The 14910-nt window shown below is 34.2% G+C and carries 17 protein-coding genes; 6 read left to right on the forward strand and 11 right to left on the reverse strand.

Annotated features, from left to right (window positions below):
- Nucleotides 1-373, forward strand: a 373-nt coding sequence (locus M983_RS00660; RefSeq protein ID WP_157091903.1) for a fimbrial protein, incomplete at its 5' end; no start/stop codon positions are given.
- Nucleotides 374-466: 93 nt separating this feature from the next.
- Here M983_RS00660 and M983_RS00665 read toward each other — a convergent pair.
- From M983_RS00665 to M983_RS00675, 3 genes are read right to left on the reverse strand one after another with little or no spacing between them, the layout of a single operon-like run.
- The gene (locus M983_RS00665; protein ID WP_066745486.1) at nt 467-799 is read right to left on the reverse strand and encodes a YdbL family probable chaperone protein; all 333 of its coding nucleotides are present in this window, start codon (nt 797-799) and stop codon (nt 467-469) included.
- An 11-nt stretch (nt 800-810) separates the two neighbouring features.
- The gene (locus M983_RS00670) at nt 811-1002 is read right to left on the reverse strand and encodes a YnbE family lipoprotein (RefSeq protein ID WP_066745488.1); all 192 of its coding nucleotides are present in this window, start codon (nt 1000-1002) and stop codon (nt 811-813) included.
- A complete protein-coding gene (locus tag M983_RS00675) occupies nt 999-3635 on the reverse strand; it encodes a YdbH family protein (RefSeq protein ID WP_083954514.1) in 2637 nt (878 codons plus the stop codon). The genes M983_RS00670 and M983_RS00675 overlap by 4 nt, the downstream gene beginning before the upstream one ends.
- Before the next feature lie 158 nt (nt 3636-3793).
- Between M983_RS00675 and M983_RS00680 the strand changes: the two genes are divergently transcribed.
- On the forward strand, nt 3794-4792 hold the full coding sequence (locus M983_RS00680) for a 2-hydroxyacid dehydrogenase (protein WP_066745494.1): 999 nt from the start codon (nt 3794-3796) through the stop codon (nt 4790-4792).
- Nucleotides 4793-4855: 63 nt separating this feature from the next.
- On the opposite strand, the gene M983_RS17830 is transcribed toward M983_RS00680, so the two are convergent.
- The 4 genes from M983_RS17830 to M983_RS00695 form a co-directional block, all read right to left on the reverse strand.
- Nucleotides 4856-5080 carry a hypothetical protein gene (locus M983_RS17830; protein WP_245683983.1) on the reverse strand — a complete coding sequence of 75 codons (225 nt, stop codon included), beginning with the start codon at nt 5078-5080 and terminating at the stop codon, nt 4856-4858.
- Between the two features lie 27 nt (nt 5081-5107).
- Nucleotides 5108-6454 carry a methyl-accepting chemotaxis protein gene (locus tag M983_RS00685; protein ID WP_245683984.1) on the reverse strand — a complete coding sequence of 449 codons (1347 nt, stop codon included), beginning with the start codon at nt 6452-6454 and terminating at the stop codon, nt 5108-5110.
- A gap of 496 nt (nt 6455-6950) precedes the next feature.
- Nucleotides 6951-7439 carry an NUDIX hydrolase gene (locus M983_RS00690; protein WP_066745496.1) on the reverse strand — a complete coding sequence of 163 codons (489 nt, stop codon included), beginning with the start codon at nt 7437-7439 and terminating at the stop codon, nt 6951-6953.
- 22 nt (nt 7440-7461) lie between these two features.
- Nucleotides 7462-8088, reverse strand: coding sequence for a TetR family transcriptional regulator (locus M983_RS00695; protein WP_066745498.1), 627 nt, complete (start codon nt 8086-8088; stop codon nt 7462-7464).
- A 91-nt stretch (nt 8089-8179) separates the two neighbouring features.
- On the opposite strand from M983_RS00695, the gene M983_RS17980 reads away from it, so the two are divergent.
- The 3 genes from M983_RS17980 (at nt 8180) to fetB (ending at nt 10759) form a co-directional block, all read left to right on the forward strand.
- Nucleotides 8180-9094 carry a helix-turn-helix domain-containing protein gene (locus tag M983_RS17980; protein ID WP_066745500.1) on the forward strand — a complete coding sequence of 305 codons (915 nt, stop codon included), beginning with the start codon at nt 8180-8182 and terminating at the stop codon, nt 9092-9094.
- A gap of 159 nt (nt 9095-9253) precedes the next feature.
- On the forward strand, nt 9254-9904 hold the full coding sequence (fetA, locus tag M983_RS00705) for an iron efflux ABC transporter ATP-binding subunit FetA (protein ID WP_066745503.1): 651 nt from the start codon (nt 9254-9256) through the stop codon (nt 9902-9904).
- An 81-nt stretch (nt 9905-9985) separates the two neighbouring features.
- On the forward strand, nt 9986-10759 hold the full coding sequence (fetB, locus tag M983_RS00710; RefSeq protein WP_066745643.1) for an iron efflux ABC transporter permease subunit FetB: 774 nt from the start codon (nt 9986-9988) through the stop codon (nt 10757-10759).
- Between the two features lie 62 nt (nt 10760-10821).
- Here the strand turns inward: fetB and M983_RS00715 are convergent, their stop codons facing one another.
- Nucleotides 10822-11226 (reverse strand): winged helix-turn-helix transcriptional regulator, encoded by a 405-nt coding sequence (locus M983_RS00715; protein ID WP_066745507.1) that lies wholly within the window; start codon nt 11224-11226, stop codon nt 10822-10824.
- Between the two features lie 106 nt (nt 11227-11332).
- Between M983_RS00715 and M983_RS00720 the strand changes: the two genes are divergently transcribed.
- The gene (locus tag M983_RS00720) at nt 11333-12346 is read left to right on the forward strand and encodes a zinc-dependent alcohol dehydrogenase family protein (protein ID WP_066745510.1); all 1014 of its coding nucleotides are present in this window, start codon (nt 11333-11335) and stop codon (nt 12344-12346) included.
- 243 nt (nt 12347-12589) lie between these two features.
- Here M983_RS00720 and M983_RS00725 read toward each other — a convergent pair whose 3' ends face one another.
- The 3 genes from M983_RS00725 to M983_RS00735 all read right to left on the reverse strand — a co-directional run bounded on the left by M983_RS00725 (nt 12590) and on the right by M983_RS00735 (nt 14904).
- The gene (locus tag M983_RS00725; protein WP_066745513.1) at nt 12590-13033 is read right to left on the reverse strand and encodes a YcgN family cysteine cluster protein; all 444 of its coding nucleotides are present in this window, start codon (nt 13031-13033) and stop codon (nt 12590-12592) included.
- 37 nt (nt 13034-13070) lie between these two features.
- Nucleotides 13071-13727, reverse strand: coding sequence for a fumarylacetoacetate hydrolase family protein (locus M983_RS00730; RefSeq protein ID WP_066745515.1), 657 nt, complete (start codon nt 13725-13727; stop codon nt 13071-13073).
- A 67-nt stretch (nt 13728-13794) separates the two neighbouring features.
- Nucleotides 13795-14904 carry a lytic murein transglycosylase gene (locus M983_RS00735; protein ID WP_066745518.1) on the reverse strand — a complete coding sequence of 370 codons (1110 nt, stop codon included), beginning with the start codon at nt 14902-14904 and terminating at the stop codon, nt 13795-13797.
- Between the last annotated feature and the right edge of the window lie 6 nt (nt 14905-14910).

Raw genomic sequence — 14910 nt, forward strand, 5'->3', positions numbered from 1 at the left:
ATTAGCTGATGAAAATTATATTCAGACTATTTCAATATCATTTGAAGGTTGCTCAAAAAACAATCTTAATATTAAAATAAGTATCGACCCTTTAAATATTGATTTTAGTAATGGTTATTTAATAAATAATGCCATTAATTCTCTAGCAAGTGATAATGTTACATTTCAACTTCTTGATGAAGAAAATGAAAATCCTATTAACTTAATGACTAAAAATACTTTTAATAAAGTTGTTAAAAATAATAAAGCTGAATTTTATTTTTCATTAAACTATGTTAAAAAAGATAATCATCCCCCTTCTCCTGGGAAAATAGACACTAAAATTACGTTTAATATAGAAATTAACAATGAAATCATTGCAATGGAAGATTAATATAAATAAAACAACCAAAGCGATAATAAATATTTTTCAAAATTATATTCAATAATAATTCAATTAACCTTTATTATCGCAATGTCTTATATATTATTTTTTAATCCACTGACCGTTAATTCCCTTCACATATTCACCCGCATTTGCTCTTGAAACGAGTTTTTCACCCGCCATTTTAGCTACAGCAGCAGGAGTTACCTGATTTGTTTTGGCTATTTCAGCATATTTTGCTCTTCTTGCTTGGTTGACTTCATTCACAAGTGCTTGAGCTTGTTTATTATTAGGCTGTACCAGTTCAATATAACCACTAAAGGTTTCTCCTACTAAACCTTGAGATCTAGCTTCATCGAGCGTTAAAGCCATAACATTTGAGCTACCTAAAGCTAATATTAGCGCAAAACTTAATAGATATTTTTTAGGGTTCATTTTATTATCCTTTAAAAAATGGCGCTGTTATTTTTAAGTAAGTCTTCAACTTGACGATCGATCTTAACATTAATTTCATGCTCAATTTTAACATTCATATTAATATTAATAGGTTTATCTGGCGTCGCTACTTCTAAGCGAATACAGCCTACTAAGTTAAAGATACCAATAATTAATGCAGCAGATAATATTGTTTTTTTCATTGTGACTCACTCCCTAAATCAGATAAGCTTTTTTCTAGCCACTCTTCTAGTTGAGAACCAAAACGCAAACTTCGCCATAATTGAAAAATATTCTCTTCATGGCGATAATTAAGATTAACTTGACGGCGCTTATCTTCTAAAGGATTTGCCCCTTGAATTTCAGCTTCTAAGGTTAATTCACCTAAGTTACTTAAATTAACCTTTGTCCAAGAACGACTAATTTCTAAATAACGTAACCATGCTATAGCAACACCTGCTGACATATTATTATCATCAATCGAGTCCACAAAATCTTTATCTAATCTTAGTGTTAAATTTGATGAATTAGCTAACCAACCATTTCTTATAATCCATTGATTATTGTTAATAAAAAATGGAAACTCACCACTTACTTTACCCGATGCGGCTAATTGAGTGACTTTTAATAACGTAAAAAGGCGACTTAACTCAATATTATTTAACGAAATAATCGCAGCATCTTGCTGTGGTATCGTTAAATTTTTCATTGCAATAGTGCCATCTAGCATAGCCACTTTTACATTCGATAATACCAATGGTTTGTGTTTGGTCGCTGGATAAAACCCTTGCAGATCAGCTGTAATATCCGTTATTTCGAATAAATTATTAATGCGTTTAATTCGTAATTGAACGGGCTGTTTTACACCTAATTGCCATTCCTCGCCTTTTAGACGCCACGGTAGAATAAAATCTAATCCTTCTAAAATACCATCCTTAAGCCACATACCTCCATGTTTGACAACAAGATGTCCACCAGCAATTAAACCTTGTTCTGGCGCTATTGAAAAATCAGCTTGTGTATAAAATTCACCTTTATCTAGTGTAATTCCTAAAGATTCTGGCAACAAGGATTGAAAGGCATTAATAGGTTGTGAAGGCCAACGCATTTGCCCTCTCAATCTTGCACCATCCCAGCGAGTATTAATTGCAATTGGTCCTATATTAGGTTTTGCACTTAATTCTCCTTTCATATTAAAGCTAAAGGGTGAAGTGCCTTTAATGTCAGCAATAAAATCTGTTCTGTCTAAAAAACCGTCACCAGGAAAATCAATACGCTGACTCGTTAATTTTAACTTTCCATCAAATATACTGTTTTCATCATTTCTGATCCAACGAAAAGGCGCAACTAACGTTAATCTTGGCGCGGTCATGGTGGTATTTTGATATTTTAAAACATCGAATCCCGTATTTAATGTATTAAAACTGACCGTTTTATCAATCCACGCCCCTGTTCCTGCAATATCCCAGCGAGCTTGTAGCGGTAATAAATTACCATCTCCCCAATAGCGCCAGTACCATTGGCCTTTATCTGGTAAAAAATCTGTGGATTTGCCTTCAAAATGAACTCGATAATCACCCCAAATACTATCATTAGCTAAAACAATGGCATTTAGGCGTCCATTAAATCCTTGAGAAGATAATGTTGTACCCGCTAAAGGTAAACGCGCATCTTTTATCGTTAATGTTTCTGTTAGTGGGCCTTTAAAACGAAGTAATGATCCCTGCTGAAATTCAATTTTAGGATCAGTTAACATACCTGTAATAATAATGGGTAATTGCGCATCCGCTTGCATTAGACTTTTATTAACAACACCGGTCATTTGAATAGGAATATGTGCATCAACCCAATTTATCGGTGTTTCCGGTACTGAAATAACTAAATTACCTTTCCCTGCTCGCCCTTGAGTCATAACATTAAGTCGGGCAGTTAAAAGGGAACCCGATATTCCTTTTTGCCACTGCGAAACACGAATATTGACACCACCTGTTAACGGTTGCTCTAAGCCAAACCATTCCCAGCGACCATTATTTATAGTGATGTTTTCAGCGGTTAATTCCCAAGGTAAGTTTGCTAGAGCATGACCACCACCTTGTTCAGCAAGTGATATTGTTCCTGATTGCCCTTGCCATTCAATAATAAGAACTAAAGGATAAGAATATTGTGATGTTTTTAGGGTGGCGTTGATAGAACCATTTTCAGGTAATGAAGAAAAATTGAGCGGCAATGCTATTTCAGCGGCCAACTCAATATTATTATTTTCGGGTAATTCAATATTAAACTGTTTAATATCTAGCCATTGGTTATCACGAAGAAAAGCAACAATATGAATATTATCACCTTGGTAGGTAAATAAACGCCCGTTATCTTGAGTTTTTAAATGAAAAGTACCTTGGTATTGTGCATTCGCTTGTAATCCAATATGCGCAATATCAACTGATAAATTTGGGATAGAAGCTAATACAGACTGAACATCAAGAGGAACTTCAACCGTATCTTCTTTTTCTTTAGGGGGTAATTGAGAAAAACATTGCTCATTAATCAGCAATTGTTGACTACTAAATTGAAAATGATCAGTTTGTGCTTTTTTGTAAGAAAAAATAAAATTATCTAACGTCGCTAAATTACAGGTTTTAGTTTGTAATGAAATATTATCAACTGATAATCCTAACTTGTGCAATTTAGGCTGTGATAAAGAAAGGAAAATACCTTCTGGTAGATATAATTTGGCTATAATAGGAACCCAACGCGGAATAGTCACCCACAGTGCAGTTCCTAAAATACCAACACCAAATAATACAGCGCCTGTCCATTTAATAGTTTTCTTTAACGACACGTCATTTTCCTTTTTAACAAAGAGGATCATCCCTTACTCAGCTAAAATTGTTATAATATAATAATATTATTTTCCTGCATTTTGAGGTTGGATAATTCTTGTTTTTCCATTCTCTTCATAAACTAGATAAAAATTTAATCGCCATTAGGGAAAAACTGATGAAAATCGTCTCTTATAGTACTAAACATTATGATCGTAAACATATGGATTTAGTTAACCAGCATAATGGATATCACTACGATATTGAATATTTTGATTTTAATTTAACTGAACAAACAGCAAAAAATGCCGTTGGTGCTGATGCAGTATGTATTTTTGTTAATGACGATGCTAACCGCGAAGTTTTACAAGAACTAGCAAGCCTCAATATTCACATTCTTGCTTTACGCTGTGCGGGTTTTAATAATGTTGACCTTGAGGCGGCTAAAGAATTGGGTATTACTGTTATACGAGTGCCAGCATATTCTCCAGAATCTATTGCTGAGCATACTGTGGGCATGATGCTTTGTTTGAATCGTCGCATTCATCGAGCTTATCAGCGTACTCGTGATGCTAACTTCTCATTAGAAGGACTTACTGGATTCAATATGCATAATCGCACTGCGGGCATTATTGGCACTGGTAAAATAGGTTTAGCTACATTACGCATATTAAAAGGTTTTGGTATGAAATTGCTGGCTTCTGATCCTTATCCAAGCCAAGCAGTATTAGATTTAGGTGCTGAGTATGTAGATCTAGCTACTTTATACGAAAAATCTGACGTTATTTCTTTGCATTGTCCATTAACCGCAGATAACCATTATTTATTAAATGAATCCGCTTTTTCGCAAATGAAAGATGGTGTGATGATAATTAATACGAGTCGTGGCGGTTTAATTGATTCTGGCGCTGCGATTAATGCACTTAAACAAGGGAAAATAGGTGCATTAGGTATGGATGTTTATGAGAATGAACGCGATCTTTTCTTTGAAGATAAATCTAATGACGTAATTCAAGATGATATTTTCCGTCGCCTATCTTCTTGTCATAATGTTTTATTCACAGGCCATCAAGCTTTTTTAACCGAAGAAGCCTTAACCAGTATCAGCGAAACCACATTGCATAATATTAAAGAAGTCGCAGCGGGTATTGATTGTGTTAATCAAGTAAAGGAGTAATTATTTCGCTAAAAAAATTATCCCCTTTCCATAAGGTAAAGGGGATTTATTTTTATGTTATTGCTATATTTTGTCTACTGTTGTTTCTATTTCAGCTTTAATAACATTGTTACAGCTTAATATGCTCTTTTCTTCATCGATTTTAAATTGTGATACCAATTGAGCGAGTTGATGCGCTTCATCATCCATATTTGCAGTAATCACGGCGGATTCTTCAACTAATGCGGCATTTTGCTGTGTCACTGTATCCATTTCACTTACCGCCATGGCAATTTGATTAATCCCCATACTTTGTTCATTAGATGCCAACGCTATTTATTGCATAAAATCATTAACCTGAGTAATTGTTGTCACTATCTCAGTCATAGAACGACCTGCTTGAGCGACTTGTTCAGAGCCTACATGCACTTTATTAACAGAATGTGTAATCAATTCATTAATTTCTTTTGCGGCTTGTGCACTGCGACTAGCTAAATTACGCACCTCAGATGCCACCACAGTAAAACCACGCCCTTGTTCACCGGCTCTTGCTGCTTCTACCGCCGCATTAAGAGAAAGAATATTCGTTTGGCTAGCAATACTATTAATAATATCGTTAATGTCTGAGATTTTTCTCGCACTTTCAGAAATAGACGACATTGTTTCTACAACACTCGTCATAACTGATTCACCATGTTGTGCTGAGCTCGTTGCAGTTAATGCAAGTTGACTTGCTTGTCGTGAATTATCTGCATTTTTTTCTACTGTTGTTTTAATTTGTTCCATGCTAGCAACTGTTTGTTGTAAAGCACTTGCTTGTTCTTCAGTACGAGAAGATAAATCGGTATTTCCTGTTGCTATTTCACTCGCACTTACACTTATCGTGTTAACAGCATTTTTAACAGACGCAATCATATGACTTAATGAATTTTTCATTTTATTCATTTCATTAAATAGTTGACCAAATTCATTAGTCCCTTGGTGATCAACCCTCATACTTAAGTCGCCTTGACTCATTTTTGAAAAGATATTAATTAACATCTTAATATTGCCAAGAAAACTATGAGAGAACCAACGTAATATCATGATGAAAAGAATGATGACGATAACCACTGCCATTATCGACATCATTAAAATACGTTCTTGAGCGTTTTTTGCAATATCGATATAGCCACTTTCAATAGAATTACCTACAGCATAATATTTCATCGTAATATTATTTAGTTCATCCATTTTAGCGCTTGCTGAATGTGTTGTGAGTTCTCCTCTACGTAATCGAGCAAGTGCGTCTGTAAATAAATCTAATAATTCATCAAACCGTTTTGTCATCTCAGCTGCTAATTCACGTCCTTCCATTGTTAGCTTTTCAGCATCAGCCCATTTATGTATTTCTTCACGTGTTACTTCAATATATTCGGCAGTTTGATGAAAATAACGTGGTGATGGTTTTTCATTTACGCGTAATTGACCATCAAGTCCATTAATATTGGCTCGAATCACTGCCATTTGATAACGCGCTTTCCCCATTAGCAACATTTGTTCACTTAAATTATTTGAAGAAACAAAGTTAGTATAGGATCGAGATGATGCGGCATAACTTAAATAAATAATAGCCATTATAAGTGTGAACAAAATAGTAAGCATGACTTTGACAATCTTTTCGATACTGACATTTTTAAACATAGTTATGTTCCATCAAAATATACAAATAAAATTTGCATATCCGTAAGATATCAGAACGTACTTTTAGCTCAATTAAAGAGTACATTCCCTGGTTTAAATAAAAATAAGATTAAAATTTATTCATTAGTATAATAAAACAGACAAAGTACGGCCTGCGCTTATAATGTCGGTTAGATTTAATAAAAACTTTATAGTGAAAATAAATATATTTTTATTTAGCTAATAAAACTATTGTTTTTTTATTCAAAACGCATTATCACTATGAAATTCTGTTTTTTACTTAGTTTAAGTAATAATTTATTAATTATATTTTATAGTTGCTCTTTTCTTGTTCTAACCAAGGTTTATTTAAAACCAATGATAAGTTTTATTTTATTAATTTATTTAACGATATCTACTTTTAAATAAGAAATTAAATAGAGCTAATTTCTTAATAAATCAAGATGATTTCTAAAAACCATCTTGATTACTTATTTAAACATGATATTAAGGTGGATTATTTAGAAAATGATATAACTTCCTTGGTCAATAGCCTGTTGGTTAGTTCAATAAGCCTTATCACATCGAGAGGGGTATTTTTTTGTTTTAGTTCATCCAATGAAAGCCATTGAAAAGAATTATTTGTTAATTGGCTATTTGGTAGTGGGATACACAGGTAAATCATATCAATATGATAATGAAATCCTTGTTTTTTATCGTGGATAGGTTCTTTTAAAATAGCGAGAGGCTTAACTAGCTCAATAACATCACTATTGATTAAATTAAGACTTAATTCAGTTTGATAATTTAAACATTTGCACTGCAAACCAGTTTCTTCTTCAATTTCTCTTAATACAGCATTTTGTGGTTCTTCATTTTGTTCAATATGCCCTCCTGGTGGTAACCAGCAATCTATTTTAGGGTGTAGATGTAGCAAAAACTTGCCTTCTTGATTAAAGACAATTCCTGTGGCAGTAAAATGTGTTGTTATATTTTCTTGTGTCATTACACACTTATCCTCTAATTATTCACTGTATTTCGCTACTAGCTTTATTCTTATTGTTTTTTATTCCTTTTAGAAAATCAGAAAAAATCATTTTAAATTCTTCTTGTGCTTCATCAGGAAATGACGTTTCATTTTTAATAATGTTAATCGCAATATGCGTAACAAACCCATAAATGAGATCAACCACAATAATAGGTGAATAAGCCGTTATTTCTTTATTGTCAAAAAGCGTTTTTACACATTGCTGAAATCTTGGAATAAGAATTTGTGCATCAATTTTATCCCATTCTTTCCAACCTAAAATTGATATTACCTCTTGTAAAGGTAACAGCATATTTTTATGTTGGTAAATATGATCAATACTGAGTGAAAAAATAGCTTCTAACTCAACCCATTTATTTTCATTCTCTGGGATAGCCTCTATTTTTTTTACAATATCCTTAACTTGTAAAATATAACACTCTTTTAGTAATGCCTTTTTATTACTAAAGTGGTGATAAAATGCCCCTTTAGTGACTCTCGCATACCGTGATATTTCATCGATAGAAACATCATAATAACATTGATTAACAAATAGATACTGTGCAGCTTCAAGTAGTGCACACCGCGTCATCTCTGAATTCTCTTGTTGCCGTGATTTTATTTTCATGATAAAACTCATAGAAACATACCGTGAGTATGTAATAATATATGGGTATCAGTTTTATGTAAACTGAACAAAATATTTTCAGGAAATTATCATGTCATCTCAGTACAATGGGCTAATCCCTTCCAACTCTCTATCCTCATTTAATATAGAAATTATCAAAGAACTTCTTCTCTGGATTGAGGTAAATCTGGAAAAATCATTGTTACTTGATGATGTTGCCATTAAATCGGGTTATACCAAATGGCATTTACAACGTGTATTTAAACAAGCTACAGGTCTTACTTTAGCGTCTTACATCAGAGGAAGACGCTTAACCAAAGCAGCAACTGAATTACGCTTAACTAAACTTCCTGTTTTGGTTATCGCTTTACGCTATCAATTTGATTCTCAGCAATCTTTTACTCGTCGTTTTAAAGCAGTATTCGGTGTAACACCAACGGAATATCGTAAAATAGATGGCGTTTGTGGTTATCAGTTTCAGCCCCCTATTAACTTTGATGTTACAGATCTTCCTATTCCTAAAATTATTGATTTGCCGCCAAGTTCACTCTATGTAATGCAATATCAATATTTTTGTTCTATTGAAGATATTGGTAAATTACATGAGAATATTCGCCATCAATTTTGGAATGATTTTTTACTGTATACCGATAAAAACTTTAAAGAGAGTTCAGTATTAATTTCTTACCAACCCAATATTTTACGTAAAGATAAAATACAAATTGACTATGAAATCGGGCTAAATAGTTTAGAGCATTTAACGCGAACAAGTGGTTTGAGTAAAAAAACAATTGGTAATGGTCGTTACGTTCGTTTTCAATTTAAAGGTACATTAGAAGAATATAAGCAGTTTGCTATAAAGATTTATTTTTATACTTTACCGGCTTTAGGTTTATGCCGTCGCTCTGGTGCTGATATCGAGAATTATATTAGTATAGAGTCCGATATTGATTTAATGAAACCACCGAAAACACTAGAGATTGATTACTACGTTCCTATTCATTAATCGAGTAGCCTGCAACTTCAGGCTATTTTTTGTTGATAAAAACATCAATGATAAAAATTAAATGAGATGAAAATTTCCAATGACTGATTTAGAGCAGGATTTTTATATCCTAATTTCGGTATAATCAATGTAATTCATACTGCTCAGTTTAGGATAAGAATGGAAAACAATAACTCACTCTTACGTCTTGATAAAGTTGGTTATAAAATAGAGAGTAAAATAATACTAAGTAATATTACTTTATCTTTGCAACCTGGAGAATTTAAACTTATCACTGGCCCTTCTGGTTGTGGTAAAAGTACATTGCTTAAAATCATTTCCTCTTTATTATCGCCAACAAGTGGTACTCTATTTTTTGAAAATAAAGACTATTTAACCCTTTCACCCGAAACATATCGTCAGGAAGTTTCATATTGCACTCAGACTCCAATGTTGTTTGGCGAAACAGTCTATGACAATTTAAAATTTCCTTATTCCCTACGAAAATTACCTGTTGATAATAAAAAATTATCCGAGAACTTAGACTATTTTTCTTTACCAAAATCTATAATGGAAAAAGGAATAAATGAACTTTCTGGTGGTGAGAAACAGCGTATTTCATTGATTAGAAATTTACAGTTTATGCCAAAAATTTTGTTACTTGATGAAATTACAAGTGCATTAGATGAAGAAAATAAAATCAAAGTAAATGATATTATTCATACTTATGTAAAAGAGAAAAAGCTTGGTGTTTTATGGGTTACTCATGATCAAGGTGAAATCAAACATGCTGATGATGTTATTGATTTACCTGGGAATAACGCCAACTAAATCAAGTGAACACTAAATAGCATATCAATGCTAGCAAGTCGTCATTTTTATAACACGCTTTCTGTGAGTACACATAATATTATGAACGAACATACAATAAGCAATCAGTCTCTTATTTTTTCTCTTTTATTAGTCTTGGTTGCTATTTTTATTAGCCGAAAAGAAAAACTTTCTTTAGAAAAAGATATTATTTGGAGTACAGCCAGAGCCATTGTTCAACTTCTAATTGTTGGCTATGTACTTACTTATATTTTTAATGTTGACCACTTTATTCTCACCTTTTTAATGGTGTTGTTTATCTGTTATAACGCGGCTTATAACGCAAAAAAACGCAGTAAATATGTAAAAGATATTTTTTTAATTTCATTTACTGCAATAACAACAGGTGCTTTACTAACATTAGTGATTTTATTATTAACAAGTTCTATTGCCTTTACACCCATTCAAATTATACCAATTACGGGAATGATTGCAGGTAATGCGATGATTGCAACCGGTCTTTGTTATAATAATTTAGGCCAACGTTTTCAAAATCAGCAACAACAAATTCAAGAGATGTTAAGTTTAGGTGCAACGCCCAAATTAGCCTCAATGAGTATTATTCGTGAAAGTATTAAATCATCATTAATACCTACTGTGGATGCAGCAAAGACCGTTGGTATTGTAAGTTTACCCGGTATGATGTCAGGTCTTATTTTTGCAGGTGTCGATCCTTTACAAGCGGTTAAATACCAGATTATGGTAACGTTTATGTTGATGGCTACCGCAAGTATATCAACAATCATTGCTTGCTATTTAACGTACAAAAAATTCTTTAATCAACGACATCAATTAATTACCTTCGAAACACATTAATTCTTAGTTATGAATGCCCTTAATTTTTAGGGCATTCAGTTCTTTTTCTTTTATCTTTATTTTTACCCTTTTTCGCTCTTGCCTTTTCCTTGCATTTTTTCTGAGAGGGGTGGGTTTATTTTTAATAGCTTTAATGCGTGTTCCTCGCCCCATTCTTTTAATATATCAAGAAGAGGACCTAGCGATTTACCTTCTTCTGTCATGCTATATTCCACTTTAGGTGGAACTTCAGCATATACTTTTCGATTAATAAGCCCCACACTTTCTAATTCACGTAGTTGCCTAGTCAGCACTCGCGATGTAATAACGCCTAATCGTCTTCTCAACTCATTAAAACGCAATGTTTCACCTTGAAGGTGGTAAAGGATCATACCCTTACCTTTACCGCTAATCAGCTCAAGCGCGGCTTCAACAGGACAAGCCTCTGCATCATACGTTTCATACCTTGTCACCTTTACAGTATCCATAATGTCCCTATGTAACAAAAAAGACCTAATTTCATAAATTGTTTATATGGTTTATCTTACACACTTAAGTATTAAGAAAAAATGATTTATTTATTGGAGAATTATAATGAAAGCATTAACTCTGAAAGCACCTGGTGGTCTTGAAAATATTCTTGTGTCTGATATCGCTGATCCAGGGAAGCCCGGTAAAGGCGAAATTAGGGTCGCGATTAAAGCGGGATCGCTCAATTTTCATGATTTAGCCGTTGCGACTGGTCAATTTCCAACTCAAGATGGTCGTCTTCTTTTATCAGATGGTGCGGGTATTGTGGAAGAAATTGGTGAAGGTGTTGAAGATTTCAAAGTTGGCGATCATGTTGTCTCTACATTTTTCCCTGTTTGGTCTGCTGGTAAACCGACACCTGCTGTTGGTGGTTTTACCTATACACCAGGTGATGGCATTGATGGTATGGCTTGTGAATATGTTGTTCGTCAAGAAAATGCCTTTACCCATGCGCCTAAAGGATGGAGCCATAAAGAGTCAGCAACTATCACGACATCCGCATTAACAGCTTGGCGAGCACTTGTTACTGATGGTCAACTAAAAGCAGGTGAAACCGTGCTAGTTCAAGGAACTGGTGGTGTATCTATTGCAGCACTTCAAATTGCTAAAGCCATGGGTGCAAAAGTGATTGCAACCTCATCTTCTGATGAAAAATTGAATTTCGTTCGCACATTAGGTGCTGATGAAATAATCAACTATAAGACAACACCAAATTGGGGAGATAAAGTTCTTGAGCTGACACAAGGTTTTGGTGTTGATCATGTTGTCGAAGTAGGAGGCCCTGCAACATTAAATGAATCATTAAAATCTATTAAAGTTGGTGGCCATATCGCACAAATTGGTATTCTTTCAGGCGATCAAGCATCAGTATCTATACTTACCCTTCTTGCAAAACAAGTGCAAATTAAAGGCTTAATCGTTGCAAGTCGTCAAGATCAAATCGATTTTGTTAAAGCATTAGAAGTCATGAATAAAAAACCCATTATCGATAGTACCTTTAAATATGCAGAACTAGGTGAAGCTTTTGCTTATCAACAAAGTGGCGCCCATTTAGGTAAAATTTGTGTTGAATGGTGATTTCTATCATCACTAGAAAATAAATTGAGTTTTACCTTAAAATAATCTAATTAAACTGTCCAATAAATGGGCAGTTTAATTTTTTTGCCTAAAATATATTTTATGTATTTATTTATTTCCCTAGTTCATATATAGAAGAGAAATTTAGCTTTTACAATTTTATCTTTAAATAAAATAAGCAAAAAACAGAATGAAAAACCCAATAAAAAAGCCCAATATTGGGCTTTCTTTCATTAAATATAATTAACCACGGCCTTTAGGGCGATTAAGAATATGTTCTTCCCAATCTTCAACTTCATCTTCATGCACTGCAATATGTCTAACTGAAATTCTATTTTGGTGCATTTTAATTTTATTACCCGCTACCAGCGGATGCCAGGCGGCCAATGGTTTACCTTCTGCTAAGAGACGGTAAGCGCAAGTCATCGGTAACCATTCAAATGTTGGCAAATTATAGCGGGTTAATTTAATGCAATCAGGCTCAAACAAAAAACGATTTTCATAATTACTGCATAAGCAGGTTTTAATATTAAGTTGATTACAAGCAACGTTAGTAAAATAGATTTCGTCAGTATCATCATCCATTAACTTATGAAGGCAACATTGTCCACAGCCGTCACACAATGATTCCCACTCTTCATCACTCATTTCATCTAATGTTTTTGTCTGCCAAAAAGCCTGTGTCATCTTTACGCTATTACCTTATTGCTCATCAAAAATAAAATTAAATAACCCTCGTTGTCAGTTGTTTTTCATTCAAGCTTAATACCAACATATCACCTGATATTAATGGGCCAACACCTTCAGGTGTTCCTGTTAATACAACATCACCAGGGCGTAAGGTAAAAAAGCGAGACATATAACTGATCAGAGGCAAAATAGGGGTAAGCATATCACGACTGTTACCCTGCTGACGAATTTCACCATTAACTTGTAACATTAAGTCAGCATTTTGTGGGTCACCAAATGAATTTACGGGAATAAAACCTGATAATGGCGCTGAACCATCAAATGCTTTACTTTTTTCCCATGGTTGCCCTGCTTTTTTTAGCTGGGTTTGTAAATCACGCAATGTAAGATCAAGTGCAACCCCAAAACCAGCAATAGCACGATCAACTCTGTCTTCATTCGCCTGTTTTAGCGGTTGCCCAATGAGAATAGCTAATTCAATCTCATGATGAACGGCACCAAACTCTTTCGGAATAGCAATAGGTTGACGAATATCACACATTGCTGATTCTGGTTTAATAAAAATAACCGGCTCCTGTGAGCGTGCAGAACCCATTTCTTTAATGTGATCTGCATAGTTGCTACCAACACAAATTACTTTATTAACCGGAAAATCAAGCAAAGAACCTTCCCAATCTCTATGTTGATACATAATATTTTCCTTATAAGTCAAATTGCTATGTGCTATTTTATAAAATGAGTGTGATGCTTGGCTTGTATTATTTTAGTTGATTAGCAACACCATCAGCCATTGTTACAATGCTAAGAGCAAAAAAGTAAGAACTGTTCCAATGCATGATAGTACGGAAGTTTTGTGTTACCAAATAGCTTCTATGCATATCGTCATCAGGAATAATTAACCACACTGGTGTATCATCACTTAATTGACTTACGGCTGGTAACTTAACGCCTAAGGCTTTCCACTGTGCTACTGTTTTTTGTTGCTCTGGTTTAATACCTTCTAATTGCGTATTAAACTGAGTAGGCAAGGTAACTTGTTCACCCCAGGTTAATCCTTTTTGCCATCCTTCAGTTGCCAAATAATTAGCAGCCGAAGCAAAAGCATCCTCTCGACTATTCCAAATATCAATTTTACCGTCACCATTACCATCTGTAGCGTACGTTAAGAATGAAGATGGCATAAACTGCGTCTGCCCCATTGCGCCTGCCCATGAGCCTTTGAGGCGTTGCCCCTCTGGAATATGTCCATTTTCAAGAATTTCGAGAGCAGCCATTAATTGACGACTAAACAGTTCTTCACGACGGCCATCGAAAGCTAATGTGGCTAATGCTGAAACAACGTCTTCTTTACCTTGTACTCGTCCAAAACCGCTTTCAAGTCCCCATAACGCAATAATATAGCTTGTGGGTACACCATATTGTTGACTAATAGACTCAAGCACTTCTCGATGTGCTTGATATAACTTAGCCCCTTCGTTAATGCGCCCTTTTGTTACTACTCGTGGTAGATAGACATCTAACGTAATTTTTTTCTCAGGTTGATTATTATCAGACTTAACAACTCGTTCTATAAAGTGAATTTCAGAAAAAGCAAAATCAATCGTTTCTGGTTTATAGCCTAGTTGTGCAGCTTGACGTTTTAATGCATCGATATAAGCAGGAAATTGATCAGTCGTACGTTTATCTTTAGGAAATTGTTGTGCTAAAGCATCAATATCAACTCTTTTCCAACGAGGTGTGGCATCCATTTTCGCAGTGACAGTTTCTTTAATCGCCATAGATTGTTCTGGCTGGTTTTGATGACTACCAGCACAAGCCGATAGTATAAAACTTGAAATTATCACAGCAATAGACGAATATTTGAACATTAACGC

Source organism: Proteus myxofaciens ATCC 19692 (genome assembly GCF_001654855.1).
Lineage (GTDB): Bacteria > Pseudomonadota > Gammaproteobacteria > Enterobacterales > Enterobacteriaceae > Proteus > Proteus myxofaciens.

Excerpts from the sequence above, each read along its gene's own strand:
- M983_RS17830 (WP_245683983.1), bottom strand. The coding sequence starts at position 5,080 with ATGGGGATTAATCAAATTGCCATGGCGGTAAGTGAAATGGATACAGTG.
- M983_RS00735 (WP_066745518.1), bottom strand. The coding sequence starts at position 14,904 with ATGTTCAAATATTCGTCTATTGCTGTGATAATTTCAAGTTTTATACTA.
- M983_RS00685 (WP_245683984.1), bottom strand. The coding sequence starts at position 6,454 with ATGTTTAAAAATGTCAGTATCGAAAAGATTGTCAAAGTCATGCTTACT.
- M983_RS00695 (WP_066745498.1), bottom strand. The coding sequence starts at position 8,088 with ATGAAAATAAAATCACGGCAACAAGAGAATTCAGAGATGACGCGGTGT.
- M983_RS00715 (WP_066745507.1), bottom strand. The coding sequence starts at position 11,226 with ATGGATACTGTAAAGGTGACAAGGTATGAAACGTATGATGCAGAGGCT.
- M983_RS00665 (WP_066745486.1), bottom strand. The coding sequence starts at position 799 with ATGAACCCTAAAAAATATCTATTAAGTTTTGCGCTAATATTAGCTTTA.
- M983_RS00690 (WP_066745496.1), bottom strand. The coding sequence starts at position 7,439 with ATGACACAAGAAAATATAACAACACATTTTACTGCCACAGGAATTGTC.
- fetA (WP_066745503.1), top strand. The coding sequence starts at position 9,254 with ATGGAAAACAATAACTCACTCTTACGTCTTGATAAAGTTGGTTATAAA.
- M983_RS00720 (WP_066745510.1), top strand. The coding sequence starts at position 11,333 with ATGAAAGCATTAACTCTGAAAGCACCTGGTGGTCTTGAAAATATTCTT.
- M983_RS00680 (WP_066745494.1), top strand. The coding sequence starts at position 3,794 with ATGAAAATCGTCTCTTATAGTACTAAACATTATGATCGTAAACATATG.
- M983_RS17980 (WP_066745500.1), top strand. The coding sequence starts at position 8,180 with ATGTCATCTCAGTACAATGGGCTAATCCCTTCCAACTCTCTATCCTCA.
- M983_RS00670 (WP_066745488.1), bottom strand. The coding sequence starts at position 1,002 with ATGAAAAAAACAATATTATCTGCTGCATTAATTATTGGTATCTTTAAC.
- M983_RS00725 (WP_066745513.1), bottom strand. The coding sequence starts at position 13,033 with ATGACACAGGCTTTTTGGCAGACAAAAACATTAGATGAAATGAGTGAT.
- fetB (WP_066745643.1), top strand. The coding sequence starts at position 9,986 with ATGAACGAACATACAATAAGCAATCAGTCTCTTATTTTTTCTCTTTTA.
- M983_RS00730 (WP_066745515.1), bottom strand. The coding sequence starts at position 13,727 with ATGTATCAACATAGAGATTGGGAAGGTTCTTTGCTTGATTTTCCGGTT.